Here is a 21517-nt window from a genome sequence, read left to right on the forward strand (position 1 = left end):
GTATTTAAGGAATCCATTTTTTTGGAAAATTAGGCTTACGTTTTTCTAAAAAGGCATCACGACCTTCTTTGGCTTCGTCTGTCATATAGGCTAAACGCGTAGCTTCTCCAGCAAAAACTTGCTGACCAACCATACCATCGTCTGTTAAATTCATAGCAAATTTGAGCATTTTTATAGATGTTGGCGATTTGGCTAAAATTTCTTGAGCCCACTCATAGGCCGTAGATTCCAATTCGTCATGTGGAATAACTGCATTTACCATGCCCATATCAAAAGCTTCTTGTGCCGAATAGTTTCTACCTAAAAAGAAAATTTCACGGGCCTTTTTCTGTCCAACCATTTTAGCTAAATAAGCAGATCCGTAACCACCATCAAAACTGGTAACATCGGCATCCGTTTGCTTAAAAATAGCGTGTTCTTTACTAGCTAATGTTAAATCGCAAACTACATGTAAACTATGTCCACCACCAACTGCCCATCCCGGAACAACGGCAATAACGGCTTTTGGCATAAAACGAATTAAACGTTGTACCTCCAGAATATTAAGTCTATGATAACCATCATCACCAACATAACCTTGATGACCACGTGCTGTTTGATCGCCTCCTGAACAAAAACTATAAACACCATCTTTGGTTGAAGGCCCCTCAGCTGATAATAATACGACCCCAATATTCACATCTTCATGTGCATCATAAAACGCATCATATAATTCACTAGTCGTTTTTGGGCGAAAGGCATTTCGAACATTTGGTCTATTAAAAGCTATGCGTGCCACACCATCAGATTTCTGATAGGTGATGTCTTCATATTCCTTAACCGTTTTCCAGTTTGCTACACTCATTTTCTTTATTTTTGTCAAAAATAATTATTATTTATCTAACAATTCAGTACCATGAGAAATATTCTGTTTTTATTCGCCTTTCTTTTTACAATCACAACCAGTTTTTCACAAAGTTACACCTTTGAATCGGTAATCGATTTAGATGCCACCGATGTGATTAGCCAAGGAAATACGGGAACATGTTGGAGTTTTTCAACATCCTCATTTTTAGAAAGTGAAATCATGCGGTTAACGGGAAAACAAATTGATATTTCTGAAATGTTTCAAGTCCGTCACACCTATCCTAAAAAAGCATGGAATTATGTTATGCGTCAAGGAAAAGCACAATTTAGTGAAGGTGGTTTGGCTCATGATGTTATGAACAGTATTCGCGATTATGGTTTGGTACCACAATCCGTTTATAGTGGCATGGAAACTGGGGTAACTGGACACAATCATGCTGAAATGGTAGCCGTTTTAAATGGCATGTTGGATGTTTATATTGAAAATCCAGGAAGACGATTATCACCTAAATGGCAAGCAGTTGTAAATAGTACTTTGGATACCTATTTAGGAAAAGATATTACCTCCTTTACATATGAAGGTGTGGAATATACACCAAAATCGTTTCAGGCAATGACGCAAATTAATCCTGATAATTATGTAAGCATAACCTCATTTACACACAAGCCGTTTTACTCCCAATTCATTTTAAATATTCCCGATAATTTCTCCAATGGTAGTTTTTATAATGTGCAATTAGATGAACTGATGTCCACCATTAATCACGCTTTAGAAAATGGTTTTACGGTTGAATTAGATTGTGATGTGAGTGAAAAAACATTTTCTGCTAAACACGGTATTGCGGTAATTCCTAAAGATGATGCAACCGCTGCTGAAGCTATTATTAGCGTACGTCCGGAAAAAACAATTACTCCAGAATACAGACAACAAGAATTTGAAAACTACGCTACAACAGACGATCATTTGATGCATATTACTGGTATGCTAAAAGATCAAAATGGCACCTTATATTATAAGGTAAAAAATTCTTGGGGAACAGATGAAAGTCGCGTAGCCAATGACGGTTATATATATATGAGTGATTCTTTTATGCGTTTAAAAACCATTTCAGTCATGGTGCATAAAGACGCTGTTACTAACGATTTAAAGAAGAAATTGAAATTGTAATAAAAATAAGAACCAAGACCGTCCCGATAATTATCGGGACTTTTATAATCAAGAATCAAGACTTAAATTTTGCTGACTTGATAACCTAGTTATTGAATTGGGAAATGTTTAATTAAATAGACTTTCAAGCAACTAAAAAAAATAAAAGTCATCAACTCCTAAATCGCTGTTGATGACTTTTTTATAATAGTTTCAAATTGTAAGATATACTAGAGGATTCCTATTCTACCAAATAAATCCCATCATCTTTAATTTCAATCAATTTTTGTCTGTATAAGGTTCCAATAGCTTTCTTAAAGCTTTTTTTACTCATTTGAAGCGCATTTTTTATAGTATCTGGATCAGATTTGTCTGTAAGGTTTAAATAACCACCATGGTCTTCCAGTTCCTTCATTATTAAATCCGCATTCGGTTCGATACTTCGGTAACCCATTTTACCTAAACCAATGTCCAGTTTATTATCAGGTCGGATTTTCTTAACATAGCCTTTTAAGCGGTCGCCAATGGAAAGGTCTTGAAAAATATCATCGTTAAAAATTAAGCCTTGATGTTTTTTATTCACTATCACATTCATACCAATATCAGATGGATGCGAAACTATTAAATCCACTTCTTGAAAAGCTTCAACCGTTAATTCTTTATTATCTAAAAACTGATTGGTTTTACTAGAAGCAACTAAACGATTAGACGTTTCATCAAGAAAGCAATACACCAAATACCAGCCGCCTTTTTTCATACTAAAGGCCTGTTCTCTAAATGGACAGAATAACTCTTTAACCATTCCCCAGTCTAAAAAAGCACCATGTTCGGTAACGGCATTACAACGTAATACAGCAAATTCACCACGTTGAATATACGGCTTATCGGTAACGGCAACTAGACGTTCTTCGTTATCTAAATACACAAATACATCCAGTTTATCCCAAATTTTAAATTCTTTCGGGACATAGCGGTTTGGCAGTAAAACCTCATTTCCATCCGCGTCTTCCAAAAATAATCCTGGTTCGGTTTCGCGAAGGATTTCTAATGTATTGTATTCTCCAATTTTTATCATGTGACAAAGGTACTATTTTATGAGATATCTTGTGTATCTGTTTTTATGGATTTAGAAATATCCTCAATATTTTAAATTTAGGTATAAAAAAAGCCACTTGAAGAAGTGGCGTTTTACATATGTTATGAAGATCTAGTAAACAGATTCCTTTTTGAAATGTTTAGTTAATAGATAATATACAACAGCTCTGTACTTATTACGGTTGGATTTACCGTATTGTTCCATAACTATTTCAATTCCTTTATCTAATTCCGGGCTATCTTTTAATCCAAGTTTTTTAATTAAGAAATTGTTTTTTACCGTTGCTAATTCCGATGCATCTGAACCTGAAACCGTTGCTGCATCCGCATTATAAATAGATGGTCCACAGCCAATAGTTACTTTTGTCAGTAAATCCATATCTGCATTTACACCTAATTTATCTTTTAAATCGGCTGCATATTTAGCTATTAATTCGTCTCTTTTACTCATGTTTATAAAAATTAATTTAAAGATTAATATGAGCCCCTAATATACTTAATAATGAGTCATTTAAAAAATACGACGCCATTTTTAACAATTACTTAATAAACTTGAAATAATTCAATAATACGTCGTCATTCTCTGTACGTGGTGTGAATATTTCTAATATTTTGGGTTGATCTGATTCTTTATAAAAATCTTTTAATTTATTTTTAAGCTGAGTGGCATTCGCTGCAGTTCCATATTGGAAGCCATACATAGCAGCCAATTGTTTTGCTGTAAAATTATGAGTAGTTTCAAAAAAGTTTTCAAAATTTTCTGAATCCTTATTTCCTGGCAAAATTCTAAAAATTCCACCGCCTTGATTATTCACAATAATTAGTCTAAAATTATTAGGAATGTAATTATTCCACAGTGCATTGCTATCATAAAAAAAGCTTAAATCGCCAGTAATAAAAATCGTTTGTTTTTCTTGGCCAACGGCACAACCTATAGCTGTAGAAGTACTGCCATCAATACCACTGGTGCCACGATTACAAAACACGTTTATTGATTTATGAATATCAAAAAGCTGTGCATATCTTATCGTGGAACTGTTACCCAATTGCAATGCGAGATTATTTGGTAAACTTTTAAATACCGTCTCAAACACCTGAAAGTCACTAAAAGGAATTTCGTTTAAATACGCACTATGTTTTTCTTTTCTATAAAGTCTAACCTGCTCCCAAGTGGCTTTGTAATCACTTTTTACAAAATGCGTGATTTGGGGTAAGAAGGTTTCAAAAAAATTATTAGGTGTTGTTTCAATATGTTTCTCCAAACAAAAAAATGTGTCATTTGCATAATCACGATCTATATGCCAATGTTGCTTTGGCTGGTAACTTCGTAAAAAAGCTTTAATTTTTTTGGAGACTACTAGTCCGCCAAAGGTTAATAAAATATCAGGTTGCAAGGCTTTAAAATCATCATCTTCTAAAGGTGCAATCATGGTGTCTATACTATTGAAAAACCCTGGATTGTGGATATTAGAAGTTGTTTCCGTAAACACAATTACGCTATTATCTTTTACCAATTCATCCAACCATTTTTGTTCTATTTCGTTTGGTGGATTTACGCCAACTAAAACCATTTTTTTGGTTGCGCTATTCCAGGCATCAAGGCATTCATTATAAATAAAGTCGTCTACTTTGCTTGCGCGTTTGTTTATATCAATAATTTTTGGATTCACACTTAAGCTATCCGTTAACTCATAAAGGGGTTCGTGAAATGGCATATTAATATGAACTGGACCACGCTTGGACAAAGCTTTGTTAAGCGCTTTATTGATTTCCGTTTCATTTTCCTGCTGTAACTCCTGTTTTCTTCCTAAAAAGCGCTCTAATTTGTTTTCTAGTGTTTTAAGAATGGCTGGTTCATCTTCATCCCGATTTTTAAATTCGGCATCCATTTGTGAACTTAAGTTTGCCGTATAAATAATATGATTTTTATAAACATCGGTTTGGTTAATGGTTTGCCCATCACCTATTCCTATCAAGTGTTTCGGTCTATCAGCCGATAAAACAACCAACGGAATATGACTGTAATAAGCTTCAGCAATAGCAGGATAGTAATTTAAAAGTGCACTACCTGAACTACAAACTACAGCTACTGGCTTTTGGATTTGTTGCGCAATTCCCAATGCAAAAAAGGCAGCACAACGTTCATCTACAATACTATAGCATGTAAAATAATCATCGTGTGTAAAACCGATAGTTACAGGTGCATTTCTACTACCTGGTGAAATAACAATATGTTGAATGTTTTTAGCTTTGCAAAGCAGAACAATGGTTTGCGCAAGCGGAATTTTTGGGTATTGCATGTAAGATTGAATCTAAGCGTAAAAATAGCAAATAGCTTCCTGATAAAAAATTATTGTAATACCTTTTTCATTGTCACCGATTTAGCCATGGTTTCCTCCCATTCTAAATTGGGATTGGAGTCTTTTGTGATGCCTCCTCCAATGTATAAAAGGGCTTCCGTGTTTTGAATTTGCATGCAACGCAGATTTACAAACAGATTTGAAACCGTTTTAATACGCGTGTAAGCATTATTTTCAACATTGCGTCTGTTCGGGTTTTTTGAAATGGATTTCTTAATATTTAGTTCACCTAAAAAACCTGTATAAAAATCGCGTTTATACGCTTCATTTTCAAGGATAAATTGTTTGGCTTCTTCTTTTGGCATACCGCAAACAGCAGGTGTGGGATGCAAAATTTCAATAATATTTTTTAAGCTCGAAGTATCAGAATTCACCCGACCAGAAATGTGCGTTTTTAAATGCAGTAAATTTCCTGCTTTTACAGTTTCCACCTCGGAGATTTTTAAATTATCTAACTGGCTTTCTAGATTTGAAACGATGAAATTGGTAACAATTTGTTGTTCCTCCAATTCTTTATCCTTCCAAACCACATCTATGGTGTTTTTATAAACTTGCGTTCCCGCCAACGCCATGGTGCTGAATTGGTTATTTTCAATATGAAGCAAAGTTTCTGGCGTAGCACCTAACCACAATCCTACTTTAGGGTGAAACCATACATACACATAAGCGGTTGGATAGGTTTCTAATAACCTTTTATAAATTTTAATAGGATTTGTTTCTGAAATAGTAATCGATTCTTGCCGGGATAATACGACTTTTTCAAATGTGCCTTTATGAATAGCTTTAATCCCCTTTTCAACTAATGCAATATGGTTTTGCTTAGCCACAGTTATATCAGATGTCTCAATAACTTTTGAAGCACATGAGTTTATGGATGATTCTTCAATAGTTTCACTTTCAAATTCTAAAATTAATGATGTTTCAACAGGAATTAAAACACTAGTTTCTTTTATGTTAAAAGGCGAAAAAACAAATCCACTTTCAGAGAAATTCGTGGTTTTATAAAGTGTATCATCTTGCTGTAAAAACGTTTTAATTATAGTCTCATTAGGGTTTCTATAAGCTACAAAGGGCAAGTTGTTTACATACTGATCTTGAAGGTTCTCTAGAAAAACAGAAAATGTCATGTTTTATTTTTTTCTTGGTAATGAAATAGTTGACAAGCGGCAAACTGAAATCAAGTTGTCATGGTCATCCGTGACGCGAATATCTATTAATTGCGTGGTTCTTCCTTTATGCAAAAAAGTGGCTTTAGCAAATACATGACCGTCCGTTACACTTTTTAAATGGTTGGCTGTAATTTCGGTGCCGCGAACAAATACCTCGTCTAAATTTGAAAACAAGTGGGATGCAAAACTACCAACACTTTCTGCCAATGCTGCTGTTGCTCCACCATGCAACACACCATCTGGTTGATATACGCGCGAATTAACCGGCATTTTGGCAATTAAATAATCATCGCCAAAATCGGAAATACTAATTTCTAGGGTTTCCATCAAGGTGTTTTTGCAAACCGCATTGATTTCCTTAAGTTTGGCTTCTTTAGATATGGACATAAAATTCTGTATTTTTAAATCGAAATGTAAAAGTACAAAACACCAATAACAAATGAATCTAACTGAAAAGGAAATATCTTACACCACCACGAATAGTTATGCCACTTTAAATACATTATCGGCAACTACAAAAAACGTTTGGTTTGTTTGTCATGGGATGGGTTATTTAAGTCGATATTTTTTAAGATATTTTCAGGGCTTATCTGCTGAAGAAAATTATATTATTGCGCCTCAAGCACCAAGTAAATATTATACACCACCAAAATTTAAACATGTTGGCGCGAGTTGGTTAACGAAAGAAACTACGGTTAAAGACACCGAAAATATTATGCGTTATTTTGATTCCGTTCTGGAAGCGGAAGGCCTTCCTGACGGAATAAATTTAATTGTTTTAGGGTATTCACAAGGTGTGAGTGTGGCAACGCGATATCTTGCCAAACGCCAACTGAAATGTTCCCAACTGGTATTGCATTCTGGCGGAATTCCAAAAGAATTAGTGGCTGCTGATTTTCAATATTTAGATGCATCAACCAAAGTATCGCTTATTTATGGTACTGAAGATGAATATTTAAATGAAGAACGCATCCATCACGAAGAAACGCGCGCTACCGAATTATTTGGAAACCGGTTGCAATTAGTCCCTTTTGAGGGCAAACATGTTGTAAACGTTGAATTAATTAACGGTTTGGTGTAACTATTAATTAGTCAGATTTTTAATAATCTCACGTATCGGCAAAATAGCTTTGGTATGTTCAATACTAGGTCCAGCAACCCAAACTGTTTTGTACGTTGCTTGTAAGGCTGCTTTTTCAGTGGCTTTCATCCCAATATAAAACCGGATCATTTTCACCCATTTTTTAAGGGTTTTATTTTTATTTAGTAGCTTTTCTAAACCCGTTGATTTTGTTCCTATTTTCTGAACATAAGGCGTATTTATTACCGTACACGGTGTTCCTGAAATACGCTCTGTCATAACAATATCGTCCGCGCCATAATCCACACAGGCTTGTTTATAGTCGTCCGTAACACCAGCCTCAATAGAAGCAATAAACGGACTTCCTACAGAAACACCTGCTGCTCCATAGCTTAACATCGTGTCAATATCTGATTTGCAACCCACACCTCCAGCGGAAATGACTGGAATATTTAATTCTTTATGCAATAAACTGGTTAATTCTTGTGGCGATAAATTACCACGATGCCCACCAGCTTCACTATTTACAGCTACGGCTGCATCAGCACCTAATTGTTCTACTTTTTTGGCGAAATGTAAATCGGTTACGTCACAAAATACTTTAATACCAACGGCATGCGCTTCCCTAATGGTTTCTTCTGGATTTCCTAAAGAGGTTAAAATGAAATCGCAACCTTCTTCACAAATCACACGTAATTGTTCTTTATATTTGACATTGGATTTATTCACAATCAGATTATATCCAAAAGCACCACCCGAAACCTTTGCCTCTTTTAACTCATTTATAGAAGCTCGCAATTCATCCAAGGTTCTATAGTTTAAAGCTGGAATACAGCCAGCAATGCCGCTTTTCATCCCTTCGATTACCATAGCCGTATTGGAAACCAAAAACATAGGCGCCATAATGATTGGGTGTTTTATTTTGAGAAGATCGGTGAGTTGGGTTGACATGTAATCTGAATTTGTTTGCGCCACAAATATAAGAGAATTTATTATGCGTGCATAGTTTATGGTTGTAAATTTAGTTTCCTCAACGAGTTGTTTCTGACGCCTAAAATTAGTGGTTACAAAAAACCTAACAGGTTTTGAAAACCTGTTAGGTTTAGACATAAAGAAAACGCAATCAAATTAATGATTGCGCTTTTAGTTTTGTGAGATCCCAAAATAAATTTGGGATAAGCGATTCACAAATTATTTGTTTTACAAATAATTGTTCTCTGTTTACTTCACTTCTTCGAAATCCACGTCTTCTACGTCGCTTCCTTCGTTAGCATCTGTTCCTGCATTTGCATCAGGACCTGCTTCTGGACCACCTTGTTGCCCATCTGCTTGTGCTTTATACATTTCCTCGCTTGCTACTTTCCATGCTTCGTTAATTTTCTCTAAAGCTGGATCAATAACGGCAAGATCTTTAGTTTCGTAAGCTTTCTTCAATTCTTCAAGTGCTTCTTCAATTGGCTTTTTCTTATCATCAGATAATTTTTCGCCAAATTCTTTCAGCTGACTCTCCGTTTGGAAAATCATCGCATCAGCAGCATTCAATTTTTCAGCAGTTTCTTTTGCTTTCGCATCGGCATCGGCATTGGCTTCAGCATCTGCTTTCATTTTTTGAATTTCTTCTTCTGATAATCCTGAAGAAGCTTCAATACGAATATCTTGTGTTTTGTTCGTCGCTTTATCTGTTGCCGAAACTTTAATGATACCATTGGCATCAATATCAAACGTTACTTCAATTTGAGGGGTTCCACGTTTTGCTGGTGGAATTCCGTCTAAATGGAAACGTCCAATTGTTTTGTTGTCGGCAGCCATTGCACGCTCTCCTTGTAACACATGGATTTCAACAGATGGCTGATTGTCAGCTGCTGTAGAAAATACTTGCGATTTTTTAGTTGGGATCGTCGTGTTAGCTTCAATAAGCTTAGTCATGACGTTACCCATTGTTTCAATACCTAATGATAAAGGCGTTACGTCTAATAACAATACATCTTTTACATCACCAGTTAAAACACCACCTTGGATAGCAGCTCCTAAAGAAACTACTTCATCTGGGTTAACACCTTTACTTGGTTTTTTTCCGAAGAATTTCTCAACAGCTTCCTGAACAGCAGGAATACGTGTAGATCCACCAACTAAAATAACCTCGTTAATATCACTTTTTGTTAAACCTGCAGCTTTCATAGCAGACTCACAAGGTGCAATTGTACGTTTTACTAAATCGTCAATTAACTGCTCAAATTTAGAACGTGTTAAAGTACGTACCAAGTGTTTTGGTCCACTAGCTGTAGCCGTAACATATGGTAAGTTAATTTCTGTTTGTGCCGCAGATGATAATTCAATCTTCGCTTTTTCAGCAGCTTCTTTTAAACGCTGTAACGCCATTGGGTCCTTGCGTAAATCAATATCTTCTTCAGACTTGAATTCGTCAGCTAACCAATCAATGATTTTCTCATCAACGTCATCACCACCTAAATGTGTATCACCTTCTGTTGATAATACTTCAAATACACCATCACCTAATTCTAGGATAGATACATCATGGGTTCCACCTCCAAAATCGAAAACAACGATTTTTTGATCCGTTCCTTTTTTATCCATTCCATAGGCTAAAGCAGCAGCAGTAGGTTCGTTAATAATACGTTCTACCTTTAAACCGGCAATTTCTCCAGCTTCTTTAGTTGCTTGGCGTTGCGAGTCATTAAAGTAAGCAGGTACTGTAATTACAGCACGTGTTACATCTTGACCTAAATAATCTTCAGCCGTTTTCTTCATTTTTTGAAGGATCATAGCTGATAATTCTTGTGGTGTATATAAACGACCATCAATATCCACACGTGGTGTGTCGTTATCTCCTTTTACTACTTTGTAAGGTACGCGTCCTGCTTCTTTTGCAGATTCAGAAAACTTATTACCCATAAAACGCTTAATAGAATAAACCGTTTTTGTTGGATTGGTAACGGCTTGACGTTTTGCTGGATCACCAACTTTAATTTCACCGCCTTCAACGAAAGCGATCACAGATGGTGTTGTTCTTTTACCTTCTGCATTTGGTATTACAACTGGCTCATTACCTTCCATTACAGAAACACAAGAGTTAGTTGTACCTAAATCGATTCCAATAATTTTACTCATAATAGTTATTTATTTTAATTTGTATTTTCCGATTAGAATCGGAAGTGTTGTGTTCTTATTTATTTTCGGAATGTATAAGACAATGATTGTGCCATGACAAAAAAAGTGACACGATGTCAGACTCCTATGTTAATATACCTTTAAACCGCGCGTATGACGTGAATTATTAGTATTTTTAAATTCTAAAAAATAATGATTATGAAAAATCTAGTAACACTATTAGTTGGATTTGTTTTAGTTTTAACCTCTTGTGAAGGTCCTCAAGGACCTCCAGGCTCTCCTGGTAGAGATGGCGGATTAATAGTAGCTCCAGCTTTTGAAATTGAACTGAATTTTACAAGCGCAAATAATTATGAATTTTTTGAACCTTATGGTTTTGAAACGTATCCTGCCGATGTCACTTTAGTGTATATTCTTTGGGAAGTGGTTAATGGGCAAGAAGTTTGGCGCTTATTACCTCAAACAGTAGAGTTTGAAGATGGTACTTTAATGTACAATTTTGATTTTACACGAACGGAAGTGCGTTTCTTTTTAGATGGTACTGTAAATTTCAATACTCTAGATAATTCGTGGACGCGCAATCAAGTATTCCGAGTGGTTGTGGTTCCTGCCGATAATGTTGGCAAACATGATTATTCTGATATCAATGTAGTAATGGACACTTATGGTATTACAGAATTTGAAAAACATTAGGTTAAATTCCTATGGAATATACGTGCGTTTCTTGAAAATCATCATAAACTAAATGTATATTTGTAGTTAATCTAAACTGATTATAATATGGAGTGTATTTCTGTCTTCGATATGCTAAAAATTGGTGTGGGACCTTCTAGTTCGCACACATTAGGTCCTTGGCGTGCTGCCGAAAGATGGATTGCGGAATTAAAATCTAAAAACCGGTTTGAAAAAGTAGAAAGCATCACGGTAGATTTATACGGCTCCTTGTCCTTAACTGGAAAAGGCCATGCTACAGATTATGCGGTTATGTTAGGTTTAAGTGGCGCCGATCCCGAGTATATTCCTGTGGATACTATTGATGTTATAATAGCCTCCATTAATAACACCCATAAACTGCGTTTTAATAATGAACGCACTATAGATTTCGACCCGAAAAAAGACATCGTTTTTAATAGAAAATTCTTGCCATACCATGCTAACGGCATGCGTTTTACGGCGGTTATTAATGGCAGGAAATCCCATGCCTACTACTACTCTATTGGTGGTGGATTTGTGGTTCAAGAAGAACGTCAGAATTCTAAAGCCAACAAAATTATATTCTATTGTACGTTTCCATATCCTGTTGAAAATGGCGTGAAATTACTTGATTTTTGCCAGCAACTAAATTTACCGATTTCAGGCGTTGTTTTAGAAAATGAAAAGTCCATTCGCGATGAAGAAACAATTGATTTTGAATTAAAACGCATCTGGAATACCATGTTAGAATGTATGTACGTTGGTTGTCATACAGAAGGTAATTTACCTGGAGGTTTAAATGTGCGCCGTCGTGCCTATGATATGCACAAGAATTTAAATAATGGCGTGCCGTATGATTCGCCTGAAACCTGGTTACAAAGTATTCGTCAGACGGAAGTTAAATTCCGACAAATTTTAAAATGGGTGAGCTGTTTTGCTTTGGCTGTAAATGAAGTAAATGCGGCTTTAGGTCGTGTTGTTACAGCGCCAACAAACGGCAGTGCAGGTGTAATTCCAGCTGTTTTAATGTATTATTTAGTTATTGAAAACCATGATGCCCATTTTGAACATATCAAGAAGTTCTTATTAGTTTCTGGTGAAATTGGTTCCATATTTAAAAAAGGAGCCACCATCTCGGCTGCTATGGGTGGTTGTCAAGCAGAAATTGGCGTATCATCTGCTATGGCTGCAGGCGCTTTGTGCGAATTAATGGGTGGCACACCAGACCAAGTTTTAATTGCGGCTGAAATAGCTATGGAGCATCACTTGGGTCTCACCTGCGATCCTATTGGTGGTTTAGTACAAATACCATGTATTGAACGTAATTCTATGGGAGCAATAAAAGCCATTAATGCCGCTGAATTAGCCCTAGACACCGATCCTAAAAATGTAAAAGTGCCTTTAGATAAAGTGGTTCAAACTATGTGGGAAACGGCTAAAGACATGAATTCCAAATACAAAGAAACCAGTGAAGGTGGACTTGCCGTTAGTGTTAATTTAACGGACTGCTAATTGGTTTTTTAAACCCATTGATTCTTGTGTGTACTGGTAACCTATTTTATTGAAATACTTAAAAATTTAATGGTATCCACTCTTAATTTATTAATTTTACCTGCATTTTAAACCAAACTTATGTCAGTAGCCAAAAAACAGTACAAACGCATTACCGTAAAAACATTAGTGGATATGAAAGCCAAAGGCGAAAAAATATCCATGTTAACAGCCTATGATTATACCATGGCTAAAATTGTTGATGGTGCCGGAATAGATGTGATTCTTGTTGGCGATTCCGCCAGTAATGTTATGGCTGGACATGAAACAACCTTACCCATTACGTTGGATCAGATGATTTATCATGCATCATCAGTCGTTCGTGCGGTTGAGCGTGCCTTGGTTGTTGTAGATTTACCTTTTGGAAGTTACCAAAGTGATCCAAAAGAAGCCTTGCGTTCTGCCATCCGAATTATGAAAGAAAGTGGCGGACATGCTGTAAAACTAGAAGGCGGAAAAGAAGTTAAAGATTCTATTAAACGTATTTTACATGCAGGAATTCCGGTTATGGGACATTTAGGTTTAACACCACAATCCATTTATAAATTTGGAACTTATACCGTTCGTGCCAAAGAAGATGAAGAAGCAGATAAACTGAAAGAAGATGCTTTAATGCTTGAAAAAGCGGGTTGTTTTGCTATTGTGTTAGAAAAAATTCCCGCCAAATTAGCTCAAGAAGTTGCGGAAAGTGTCAGCATTCCTGTTATAGGCATTGGCGCTGGAAAAGGTGTAGATGGTCAAGTGCTTGTATTGCACGATATGATTGGTATGACACACGAATTTAATCCACGGTTTTTACGTAGATATATGAATTTGTATGAAGATATGACCAATGCTATTTCGCAATATGTTACTGATGTGAAATCGGTTGATTTTCCGAATGATGAGGAACAGTATTAAATCCGATTGTTGGATTGTTGGAAATATGACAAATAGTTTAAATTAGTAAATGCATAGATTTAAGGATTTAGAAGTATGGAAAAAAAGTAGATTATTTTGCGTAGAAATTTATTCTATAACATCTAAATTTCCCGAATCGGAGAAATTTGGATTGTCTAATCAATTGCGAAGAGCCTCTGTTTCCATACCTTCAAATATTGCTGAAGGTTCATCTAGACATTCGAATAAAGATTTTACAAGATTTCTTGAAATAGCAATTGGTTCAGCATACGAAATTGAAACACAATTATTAATTGCGTCAGACTTAAATTTCATAAACAAAGTAGATTGAGATAATCTATTAAATAGTTTAGATGCTATTATTAAAATGACCTCTAAATTTAAATCAACGCTCAAATAAATCCAAAAATCTAATAATCTAGTGATCAAATCGTCTAAATTACTCTCCAACAAAACCAACCTCCAAGTCCTATACGAAGACAATCACCTAATCATCGTGAACAAACGCGCTGGTGATATTGTTCAAGGTGATAAAACTGGCGACACGCCGTTAAGCGATGTGGTTAAAGACTATATAAAGGACAAATACAACAAACCTGGCAATGTGTATTTAGGTGTGGTTCATAGATTGGACAGACCAACTACTGGTGTAGTTATGTTTGCTAAAACCAGTAAAGCCTTGCCACGATTAAATAAACTATTTGCGGAAAGAGGTGCCCATAAAACCTATTGGGCTTTAGTTAAAAAGGCACCTCCAAAACAAATGGATACGTTAATACATTGGTTGCGGAAAAACCCGAAGAACAATAAATCCACTGCCTTTCCTAATAAATCTGCTGATAGTAAAAAAGCCATTTTGCAGTATCAGGTGTTAAAACAATTAGATAATTACTATTTAGTAGAAGTCGCTTTAGAAACCGGCAGACATCATCAAATTCGTGTGCAATTAGCTAGTATTGGTTGTCCAATAAAAGGCGATTTAAAATATGGCTTTAACCGAAGTAATCCAGATGGCAGTATTAGTTTACACGCTAGACACTTAAAATTTACGCATCCTGTTTCTCATGATGTTATTGATGTTACAGCACCTGTACCAAATGATCCCGTTTGGAACGCCTGTTTAGAAGATTAATTTTGTTTCTTCACGATACGGATAGTTAATTTGCAAGCTTGTTCCTTCCTTAATTTCAGAACGTAAATTAAACGCCGCGTGAATTAAATCTGCACGACTTTTCATATTTAGTAAGCCTGCTCCCTTTTCTGCGGAAGCGATATCAAAACCTTTGCCATCATCTTCAATATGAATTATCAGCTGTTGCTCTTGATAATCTAATTTCACCATTAAACTCGCTGCCGATGCATATTTCACGGTATTTGAAATAAACTCTTGGATTATTCGGAATAAGATAATGCTATCTTTGGAATTGGTGAATGTGGTTTCATCACCTGTAATTTCTAATTGGGCTGATAATAGCTGTAGTTTATTTAAACGTGCCACTTCGTTTTCAACCGATTTTTGAAAACCACGATTCACAATTACATCACTATTTAAGGATTTAGAAAGCGCACGCACTTCGCTTAAACTCTCTTTGACTACATTTTTAGTTTCCGTAAATTGCTCCTTAATGGCTTCCTGAACTTGCATATTCATAATGCTCATTTGCATATTGGCAACAGACAGTAATTGCCCAATATTATCATGCAATTCCTGACCAATATTTTTAAGTGTTTGTTCCTGAATTTCTATTTGGGTGTTAGAGATTTCTTCTTGAAAGACTTTCTCGCGTTCAATTTTATCTAAAAGCAGTTTGTTTTTTCGTTTTTGAAAAACGATAAAGAATATAATAATTAAAGCCGTAACAATTATTAAAACAGCTATCATGTATAACAATAGGTAACGTTCAGCTGCTGTTGAAACAGCTTGCTTCTGGAATACTATAAAAAGTAACGTTCTAATCATATTGTGGTTTGCAAAAAATGAGAGCTAAAGTAAAAGTTACATACATAAACACATTAGCGAATAAAAATATTTGCCACTTCAGAAACACAAAATTCCAATCTGAAGTAGATGAATATATTTCAAAAAAGACTAAAGGGGTTGTAATTAACCACCAAATTAACACAATAGCACTAATATAAAAGTTGATGGACTTATAAAAATTTAGAATGGTATCACTATTTAAAATTTCATAGAGATATAAACTAATAGCAAGAACAACTGCTAAAGTTGACATGATGTGTATAATAGGAATATATCTAGTATAAAGTACTTTATAATCAATAATTAAAAAAAGAATAGATAATATGATAAATAACCATTTTGTGAGTTTTAACACATTTTTCAGTCGAATTTCATGAATTATTTTCTGAAAATATAAAACGTAAAATATGGTACTGCCCATAACCCAAAAAATAGTTGTAAACCAATAATTCTGTTGAAATATAGTGCCTTTAATAACGTCATAAATATCTAAAAACTTGAAAAAACTTGGATATCTAAAAGTTAAATCTAGTATAGCGCTATATAAAAGAAACCATATAAAATAAATAACAGCAGTAGATTTATACTTTTTATAAAAGAATAAACCTGTACCTGCTGCTAAAAATTCAACGGAATGCGTAATTAAGAAATAATTTTGGCTTAAAAACTCATTCATAATTTTGGTTATTGTGGATAATTGGCACTTGGTGGATTTCCAGTGCCTGCCATATTCAAGCCATCACCTCCAGGAATGTCACCATCACCTTCAATCAGAAATGGAATCATACTGGCTTCTGATACATTCTTACGTCCCGTAGGCACTAAAAATACGGTGGCATAACCTGCTTTGCCATTAGTTTCATGTTCGCCATAAGCTGCAAAATAAATGCGGACGCCATTCATATCATAGCCTAAATCTTGAGCTTGATTTTCAGCATAGTCCAAATAATCTCTCATGTCTTGAAGAGAAAAATTTGCAGATCTGTTATCTGGTTTACCAATAGCTGCTTGAATGGCATTGGCTCTTGTGGCGCTCCAATTATCATTTAATTCTTGCGCACGTTCAGGTGAAATAAGACCTGGAGGTGCCTTAAATTTACTAGATGACAACGCATCATTATCATTTTCAGCAGATTTAGAATCATCAGTAGTACAACTGAAGCTAATAAACAACATACATACATACATACATACGGATTTCAAATTAAAATAATTTTTCATAATTTAAATATTTAAGGGTTAATAATTACATGTTTATTGGGGATAGTTAGAATTTGGCGGATGACCAGAACTTCCCATATTCAAGCCATCACCTCCAGGAATGTCACCGCCTTGGCGTTTAAAATGAAACGGCATACTAGAACCTTCTGATAAGGCTTGCATACCTGTTGGTACAAAAAACATGGTGGTGTAACCAACGCCTTCTTCATTGGTATCTGGATAGGCACCTAAATACAAACGCACACCATCCATTCTGTAACCTAATTCATGGGATTGATTTTCTGCATATTTTAGGTAATTTCGTACATCTTCTAAAGACCACCAAGCCGATCGGTTGTCTGGACGCATAACAATTTGCTCGCTAATTAATTGGTGTCGCGTGTTAAAAGCAATGTCTAAAGTTTTAGCTTCTTCGGGTGTAATAACACCTGCAGGCTTAACAATACCTTCCACCACATCATCATGACCAGCGCAATTAGGACAGAAATAATAAGTAGCTAAAGCGCCAATGATGGCACCAATAATTAATAAGGATACATTTTTCATTTTTGGTTAGTTTGATTAATAGGTCTTAAAAATATAAAAAAGAATGAAATAGACTTTGTTTTTCTAGAAATAAAATGATTTAATTTCATTTTTCAACTATCCTATTTATTGGCGATTAGCCTTCAAACTGTCAGAAAATTTTCACTTAACCTAACCAACCCTCGCGATCTAAACTACGGTATTGAATGGCTTCGCTAATGTGGGAACCATTTATAGACGGACTAGCTTCTAAATCGGCAATGGTTCTGGAAACTTTTAAAATCCTATCATAAGCGCGAGCGGACAAATTCAAACGTTCCATGGCTGTTTTTAATAATTCTTTGGAAGCAGCATCCAGTTTACAATATTTCCGAATTTGCTTCACATTCATTTGCGCATTATAATGCACGCTATCCGAATCCACAAAACGTTCTGTTTGTTTTTCTCTGGCTGCAGTAACCCGTTTTCTGATTTCTACAGATGCTTCGCCTTTGCGTTCATCAGATAATTTTTCAAAAGGTACTGGTGTCACTTCAATATGAATATCTATTCTGTCTAATAACGGTCCAGACACTTTACTTAAATATCGTTGCATTTCGGCAGGTGATGATGTTACAGGCGCATTAGGATCGTTAAAATAACCACTCGGACTCGGATTCATACTCGCCACCAACATAAAGGATGATGGATAGGTAACGGTAAATTTGGCTCTGGAAATGGTAACTTCCCGATCTTCTAACGGCTGACGCATAACCTCTAAAACCTCGCGTTTAAATTCTGGTAATTCATCTAGAAACAACACACCGTTGTGCGACATGGAAATTTCGCCTGGTTGCGGATAGCTACCTCCTCCCACTAAAGCGACATTTGATATGGTATGATGCGGACTTCTAAAAGGGCGTTGCGCCATTAAACCCGTATTTTCTTTAACACGACCAACGACGGAATGAATTTTGGTGGTTTCCAAAGCCTCACTCAATGTCATTGGAGGAAGTATGCTTGGTAACCGTTTTGCAAGCATGGTTTTACCAGCGCCTGGAGGACCAATTAAAATAATATTATGACCACCAGCTGCGGCAATTTCCATACAACGTTTAATACCTTCTTGACCTTTTACATCAGCAAAATCAAACTCCGGGAAATTAAGACTTTTATTAAACTCTTCCTTGACGTCTATTATAATTTGTTCTAGTGGTTCACCTTTATCAAAATAGTCTATAACTTGTGTAATGGTATCTACACCGTAAACATTCAATCCGGAAACAATGGCAGCTTCTTTGGCATTTTGTTTGGGAAGAATAAACCCTTTAAAACCTTCTTCGTGTGCTTTTATGGCAATGGGTAAAGCGCCTTTTATGGGTTGCAAGGTTCCATCAAGAGATAATTCACCCATAATTAAATAAGCTTCTAAATCGTCTGCTTTTATTTGGTTGGTGGCGGCTAGAATTCCCATAGCTAGGGTTAAATCGTAGGCACTTCCCTCCTTCCGTAAGTCGGCAGGCGACATATTTATAATTATTTTTTTGCCGGGAATTTTATAACCATTGTTTTGAAGCGCAGCAGCAATTCGGAAATTACTTTCTTTAATAGCATTATCCGGTAAACCTACCAAATGATAGCCAACGCCTTTATCCACATTTACCTCTACGGTTATGGTTGTCGCTTCAACGCCAAATACCGCACTTCCAAAAACTTTTTTTAGCATAATTGCTTGATTTCCTTAAATGTATGAAAAAACAATGAGTAATGTGGCAACTAAATTTTAGAAATATGTTGATAATTATGACGAATTAGCAAACTCTTAAGTCGTCAATTCAAGCCTAATGAGCAGATTTTATTTATATTTGGTATGCAATCAAAACACACAAAAAATGAGTAAAGCATCGTTTATAAAAGACTTAACATTGCCTGCTGTTGCGGCACCTATGTTTTTAATTTCTGGACCACAATTAGTCATTGAATGTTGTAAAAATGGCATTGTTGGAACGTTTCCTGCTTTAAATCAGCGTACGAGCGAAGGTTTTGAAGAATGGCTGGTAGAAATTAAAACCGCACTTGCCAAATTTGAACAAGAAACAGGAAAAAAAGCAGCACCATTTGGTGTGAATCTGATTGTTCATAATACAAATCCACGTGTACAAGCCGATTTAGAACTATGTATTAAACACAAAGTACCATTAATTATTACATCTTTAGGTGCTGTTTCAGAACTGGTTGATGCTGTTCATAGTTATGGCGGATTAGTATTTCATGATATTATTAAAAAACGGCATGCAGAAAAAGCTGCCGAAGCTGGTGTAGATGGGCTTATTCTCGTTTCCGCCGGAGCTGGTGGTCATGCAGGAACTATTAACCCGATGCCCTTAATTGCAGAAATTAAACGCTTCTTTAAGAAAACCATTTTGCTAGCAGGAACCATAAGCACAGGACGAGATATAGCATCTGCCTTACAAATGGGTGCCGATTTAGCCTATATGGGAACCCGATTTATTAATACGCAAGAAAGTAAAGCACCTCAAGAATATCGGGATATGATTATTGATGCTGGCGCTGATGATATTGTTTATACAGCCGCTATTTCTGGTGTTGCTGCCAACTTTTTAGGACCAAGCATAAAAGCCATGGGAATCACCGAAGAGATGTTAACACGTGAGAAAAAAGTAGATTTTGGTGAAGAATTAACAGCTCATAAAGATGATGCAAAAGCATGGAAAACGATTTGGTCCGCTGGACAAGGGGTTACTAATATTCAAAATGCACCTCATGTTTCTGAATTGGTGAAAGCACTTAAAAGTGAATTTATTTCGGCTCTTGAGGAACAAACGAATTACTTGGAAATTTATAAGTAAGGATTATTGCGAATTTTTACGAATAAACTCCAAAGTCCGAAGTTCATTATAATAATAACCACGGGTTTGGATAAAGCCCATGTGACCACCATGTTTGGGCATTTCTAAAAATAAATTTGGGTTATTTATCGCTTCTTTAACTGGATAGCATTCAGGTGATAAAAAGGAATCATTGAGCGCATTAATAATTAAAGTAGGAATCTTAATATTTGGAAGAAATTGCAGCGAACTACTTTTCTCATAATAATCGGAACCATCTTTAAAACCATGAGCTTTAGCGGTATAAAAATTATCGAAATCGTATAACGTTTTAATTTCTTTTAAATCTTTAGGCGAAATTTTATCCGGATGATTTTCGCTTTTAACCCGTAATTTATTGATTAAATCACGTTTGAATTTTTCATGAAACGGAAAATTTTTAAGAGTATGCAACTCTTTAGCAGAACCAGCTAAATAACACGGAACTGACACGGCTATTCCTCGTTTAACTTCAGTGGGAATGTTTGTGGATTCTCCTAAATATTTTAGAGTAACATTTCCACCAAGACTAATACCCTTAATATAAATTTCCGAATATGCTTTTGTGCCAATAACATGGGTAATAACATCCTGTAAATCCGCTGTGGCTCCTGAATGATAGGATTGAAAATGCAAATTATCTTCACCGGAACATCCACGGAAATTAACCGATAACGCATCTATTTTATTCTCATTACACAGCTTGGCTGTTCCAGTAACATAAGCACGTTGAGCGCTACCTTCCATACCATGCAAAATAATGATAAGCTTATCTGTTTTTTCATCAGCATAACTCCAATCCAAATCTAAAAAATCGCCATCGGATAAGGTGAGCCGTTCGCGTTTTTGGACAATGCCTTCAACTTTTCGGATTAATCCTGAATAAACAGTGGCCACAAAGCCTTTTCTGAAAAAATAAGGTGGTTTATAGGTGGATTCTAGTATGGGCATA

The 21517-nt window shown here is 35.7% G+C and carries 22 protein-coding genes; 8 read left to right on the forward strand and 14 right to left on the reverse strand.

The genetic code is table 11. The features are described 5' to 3' along the window. Positions 1-4 precede the first annotated feature (4 nt). Positions 5-844, reverse strand: a complete 840-nt coding sequence (locus GMA17_RS05375; RefSeq protein ID WP_066256461.1) for a 1,4-dihydroxy-2-naphthoyl-CoA synthase — start codon at positions 842-844, stop codon at positions 5-7. Positions 845-895: 51 nt separating this feature from the next. Here GMA17_RS05375 and GMA17_RS05380 point away from each other — a divergent pair, with 51 nt between their 5' ends. Continuing rightward, positions 896-2014: a C1 family peptidase gene (locus tag GMA17_RS05380; RefSeq protein WP_248399957.1), complete on the forward strand. Its 1119-nt coding sequence runs from the start codon at positions 896-898 to the stop codon at positions 2012-2014. A gap of 220 nt (positions 2015-2234) precedes the next feature. Here the strand turns inward: GMA17_RS05380 and GMA17_RS05385 are convergent, their stop codons facing one another. The 5 genes from GMA17_RS05385 to GMA17_RS05405 form a co-directional block, all read right to left on the reverse strand. Beyond that, a complete protein-coding gene (locus GMA17_RS05385; RefSeq protein WP_248399959.1) occupies positions 2235-3068 on the reverse strand; it encodes a S1 RNA-binding domain-containing protein in 834 nt (277 codons plus the stop codon). 132 nt (positions 3069-3200) lie between these two features. Then, on the reverse strand, positions 3201-3539 hold the full coding sequence (locus GMA17_RS05390; protein WP_248399961.1) for a DUF2853 family protein: 339 nt from the start codon (positions 3537-3539) through the stop codon (positions 3201-3203). Between the two features lie 88 nt (positions 3540-3627). Next, a complete protein-coding gene (menD, locus tag GMA17_RS05395) occupies positions 3628-5388 on the reverse strand; it encodes a 2-succinyl-5-enolpyruvyl-6-hydroxy-3-cyclohexene-1-carboxylate synthase (protein WP_248399963.1) in 1761 nt (586 codons plus the stop codon). A 50-nt stretch (positions 5389-5438) separates the two neighbouring features. Continuing rightward, positions 5439-6575 (reverse strand): chorismate-binding protein, encoded by a 1137-nt coding sequence (locus GMA17_RS05400; RefSeq protein WP_248399965.1) that lies wholly within the window; start codon positions 6573-6575, stop codon positions 5439-5441. Positions 6576-6578: 3 nt separating this feature from the next. Further along, complete coding sequence (locus GMA17_RS05405; protein WP_248399967.1) at positions 6579-7004, reverse strand: PaaI family thioesterase; 426 nt, start codon at positions 7002-7004, stop codon at positions 6579-6581. A 52-nt stretch (positions 7005-7056) separates the two neighbouring features. Here GMA17_RS05405 and GMA17_RS05410 point away from each other — a divergent pair, with 52 nt between their 5' ends. Further along, on the forward strand, positions 7057-7698 hold the full coding sequence (locus GMA17_RS05410; protein WP_248399969.1) for an alpha/beta hydrolase: 642 nt from the start codon (positions 7057-7059) through the stop codon (positions 7696-7698). Between the two features lie 3 nt (positions 7699-7701). On the opposite strand, the gene GMA17_RS05415 is transcribed toward GMA17_RS05410, so the two are convergent. Together GMA17_RS05415 and dnaK are read right to left on the reverse strand one after the other, a co-directional pair. Then, complete coding sequence (locus tag GMA17_RS05415; protein WP_248399971.1) at positions 7702-8649, reverse strand: nitronate monooxygenase family protein; 948 nt, start codon at positions 8647-8649, stop codon at positions 7702-7704. Positions 8650-8919: 270 nt separating this feature from the next. After that, the gene (dnaK, locus tag GMA17_RS05420) at positions 8920-10827 is read right to left on the reverse strand and encodes a molecular chaperone DnaK (RefSeq protein WP_248399973.1); all 1908 of its coding nucleotides are present in this window, start codon (positions 10825-10827) and stop codon (positions 8920-8922) included. 198 nt (positions 10828-11025) lie between these two features. Between dnaK and GMA17_RS05425 the strand changes: the two genes are divergently transcribed. The 5 genes from GMA17_RS05425 to GMA17_RS05445 all read left to right on the forward strand — a co-directional run bounded on the left by GMA17_RS05425 (position 11026) and on the right by GMA17_RS05445 (position 15103). Next, complete coding sequence (locus tag GMA17_RS05425; RefSeq protein WP_248399975.1) at positions 11026-11520, forward strand: hypothetical protein; 495 nt, start codon at positions 11026-11028, stop codon at positions 11518-11520. Positions 11521-11607: 87 nt separating this feature from the next. After that, a complete protein-coding gene (locus tag GMA17_RS05430) occupies positions 11608-13032 on the forward strand; it encodes an L-serine ammonia-lyase (RefSeq protein WP_248399977.1) in 1425 nt (474 codons plus the stop codon). A 120-nt stretch (positions 13033-13152) separates the two neighbouring features. Continuing rightward, a complete protein-coding gene (gene panB / locus GMA17_RS05435; protein WP_248399979.1) occupies positions 13153-13971 on the forward strand; it encodes a 3-methyl-2-oxobutanoate hydroxymethyltransferase in 819 nt (272 codons plus the stop codon). A gap of 49 nt (positions 13972-14020) precedes the next feature. Continuing rightward, on the forward strand, positions 14021-14302 hold the full coding sequence (locus GMA17_RS05440) for a four helix bundle protein (protein ID WP_371922416.1): 282 nt from the start codon (positions 14021-14023) through the stop codon (positions 14300-14302). Between the two features lie 159 nt (positions 14303-14461). Then, the gene (locus GMA17_RS05445; RefSeq protein ID WP_371922433.1) at positions 14462-15103 is read left to right on the forward strand and encodes an RluA family pseudouridine synthase; all 642 of its coding nucleotides are present in this window, start codon (positions 14462-14464) and stop codon (positions 15101-15103) included. On the opposite strand, the gene GMA17_RS05450 is transcribed toward GMA17_RS05445, so the two are convergent. From GMA17_RS05450 to GMA17_RS05470, 5 genes are all read right to left on the reverse strand, one after another. Then, complete coding sequence (locus GMA17_RS05450) at positions 15092-15931, reverse strand: sensor histidine kinase (protein ID WP_248399981.1); 840 nt, start codon at positions 15929-15931, stop codon at positions 15092-15094. The two genes, GMA17_RS05445 and GMA17_RS05450, sit on opposite strands and share 12 nt — an antisense overlap. Next, complete coding sequence (locus tag GMA17_RS05455; protein ID WP_248399983.1) at positions 15924-16628, reverse strand: hypothetical protein; 705 nt, start codon at positions 16626-16628, stop codon at positions 15924-15926. The genes GMA17_RS05450 and GMA17_RS05455 overlap by 8 nt, the downstream gene beginning before the upstream one ends. Positions 16629-16636: 8 nt before the next feature. Further along, on the reverse strand, positions 16637-17173 hold the full coding sequence (locus tag GMA17_RS05460; protein WP_248399985.1) for a hypothetical protein: 537 nt from the start codon (positions 17171-17173) through the stop codon (positions 16637-16639). Positions 17174-17206: 33 nt separating this feature from the next. Further along, positions 17207-17719 (reverse strand): hypothetical protein, encoded by a 513-nt coding sequence (locus GMA17_RS05465; protein WP_248399987.1) that lies wholly within the window; start codon positions 17717-17719, stop codon positions 17207-17209. A 145-nt stretch (positions 17720-17864) separates the two neighbouring features. Further along, positions 17865-19403: a YifB family Mg chelatase-like AAA ATPase gene (locus GMA17_RS05470; RefSeq protein WP_248399989.1), complete on the reverse strand. Its 1539-nt coding sequence runs from the start codon at positions 19401-19403 to the stop codon at positions 17865-17867. 166 nt (positions 19404-19569) lie between these two features. Between GMA17_RS05470 and GMA17_RS05475 the strand changes: the two genes are divergently transcribed. Continuing rightward, a complete protein-coding gene (locus GMA17_RS05475) occupies positions 19570-20547 on the forward strand; it encodes a nitronate monooxygenase family protein (protein ID WP_248399992.1) in 978 nt (325 codons plus the stop codon). 3 nt (positions 20548-20550) lie between these two features. Here the strand turns inward: GMA17_RS05475 and GMA17_RS05480 are convergent, their stop codons facing one another. Then, positions 20551-21516: a YheT family hydrolase gene (locus tag GMA17_RS05480; RefSeq protein WP_248399994.1), complete on the reverse strand. Its 966-nt coding sequence runs from the start codon at positions 21514-21516 to the stop codon at positions 20551-20553. Position 21517: the final 1 nt, after the last annotated feature.

It is taken from the genome of Bizionia sp. M204, assembly GCF_023205095.1.
GTDB classification, from domain to species: Bacteria; Bacteroidota; Bacteroidia; order Flavobacteriales; family Flavobacteriaceae; genus Algorimicrobium; species Algorimicrobium hallyeonense.

Coding starts and splice junctions, on each gene's coding strand:
- GMA17_RS05375 (WP_066256461.1), bottom strand. CDS start 844: ATGAGTGTAGCAAACTGGAAAACGGTTAAGGAATATGAAGACATCACC.
- GMA17_RS05380 (WP_248399957.1), top strand. CDS start 896: ATGAGAAATATTCTGTTTTTATTCGCCTTTCTTTTTACAATCACAACC.
- GMA17_RS05385 (WP_248399959.1), bottom strand. CDS start 3,068: ATGATAAAAATTGGAGAATACAATACATTAGAAATCCTTCGCGAAACC.
- GMA17_RS05390 (WP_248399961.1), bottom strand. CDS start 3,539: ATGAGTAAAAGAGACGAATTAATAGCTAAATATGCAGCCGATTTAAAA.
- menD (WP_248399963.1), bottom strand. CDS start 5,388: ATGCAATACCCAAAAATTCCGCTTGCGCAAACCATTGTTCTGCTTTGC.
- GMA17_RS05400 (WP_248399965.1), bottom strand. CDS start 6,575: ATGACATTTTCTGTTTTTCTAGAGAACCTTCAAGATCAGTATGTAAAC.
- GMA17_RS05405 (WP_248399967.1), bottom strand. CDS start 7,004: ATGTCCATATCTAAAGAAGCCAAACTTAAGGAAATCAATGCGGTTTGC.
- GMA17_RS05410 (WP_248399969.1), top strand. CDS start 7,057: ATGAATCTAACTGAAAAGGAAATATCTTACACCACCACGAATAGTTAT.
- GMA17_RS05415 (WP_248399971.1), bottom strand. CDS start 8,649: ATGTCAACCCAACTCACCGATCTTCTCAAAATAAAACACCCAATCATT.
- dnaK (WP_248399973.1), bottom strand. CDS start 10,827: ATGAGTAAAATTATTGGAATCGATTTAGGTACAACTAACTCTTGTGTT.
- GMA17_RS05425 (WP_248399975.1), top strand. CDS start 11,026: ATGAAAAATCTAGTAACACTATTAGTTGGATTTGTTTTAGTTTTAACC.
- GMA17_RS05430 (WP_248399977.1), top strand. CDS start 11,608: ATGGAGTGTATTTCTGTCTTCGATATGCTAAAAATTGGTGTGGGACCT.
- panB (WP_248399979.1), top strand. CDS start 13,153: ATGTCAGTAGCCAAAAAACAGTACAAACGCATTACCGTAAAAACATTA.
- GMA17_RS05440 (WP_371922416.1), top strand. CDS start 14,021: ATGCATAGATTTAAGGATTTAGAAGTATGGAAAAAAAGTAGATTATTT.
- GMA17_RS05450 (WP_248399981.1), bottom strand. CDS start 15,931: ATGATTAGAACGTTACTTTTTATAGTATTCCAGAAGCAAGCTGTTTCA.
- GMA17_RS05455 (WP_248399983.1), bottom strand. CDS start 16,628: ATGAATGAGTTTTTAAGCCAAAATTATTTCTTAATTACGCATTCCGTT.
- GMA17_RS05460 (WP_248399985.1), bottom strand. CDS start 17,173: ATGAAAAATTATTTTAATTTGAAATCCGTATGTATGTATGTATGTATG.
- GMA17_RS05465 (WP_248399987.1), bottom strand. CDS start 17,719: ATGAAAAATGTATCCTTATTAATTATTGGTGCCATCATTGGCGCTTTA.
- GMA17_RS05470 (WP_248399989.1), bottom strand. CDS start 19,403: ATGCTAAAAAAAGTTTTTGGAAGTGCGGTATTTGGCGTTGAAGCGACA.
- GMA17_RS05475 (WP_248399992.1), top strand. CDS start 19,570: ATGAGTAAAGCATCGTTTATAAAAGACTTAACATTGCCTGCTGTTGCG.
- GMA17_RS05480 (WP_248399994.1), bottom strand. CDS start 21,516: ATGCCCATACTAGAATCCACCTATAAACCACCTTATTTTTTCAGAAAA.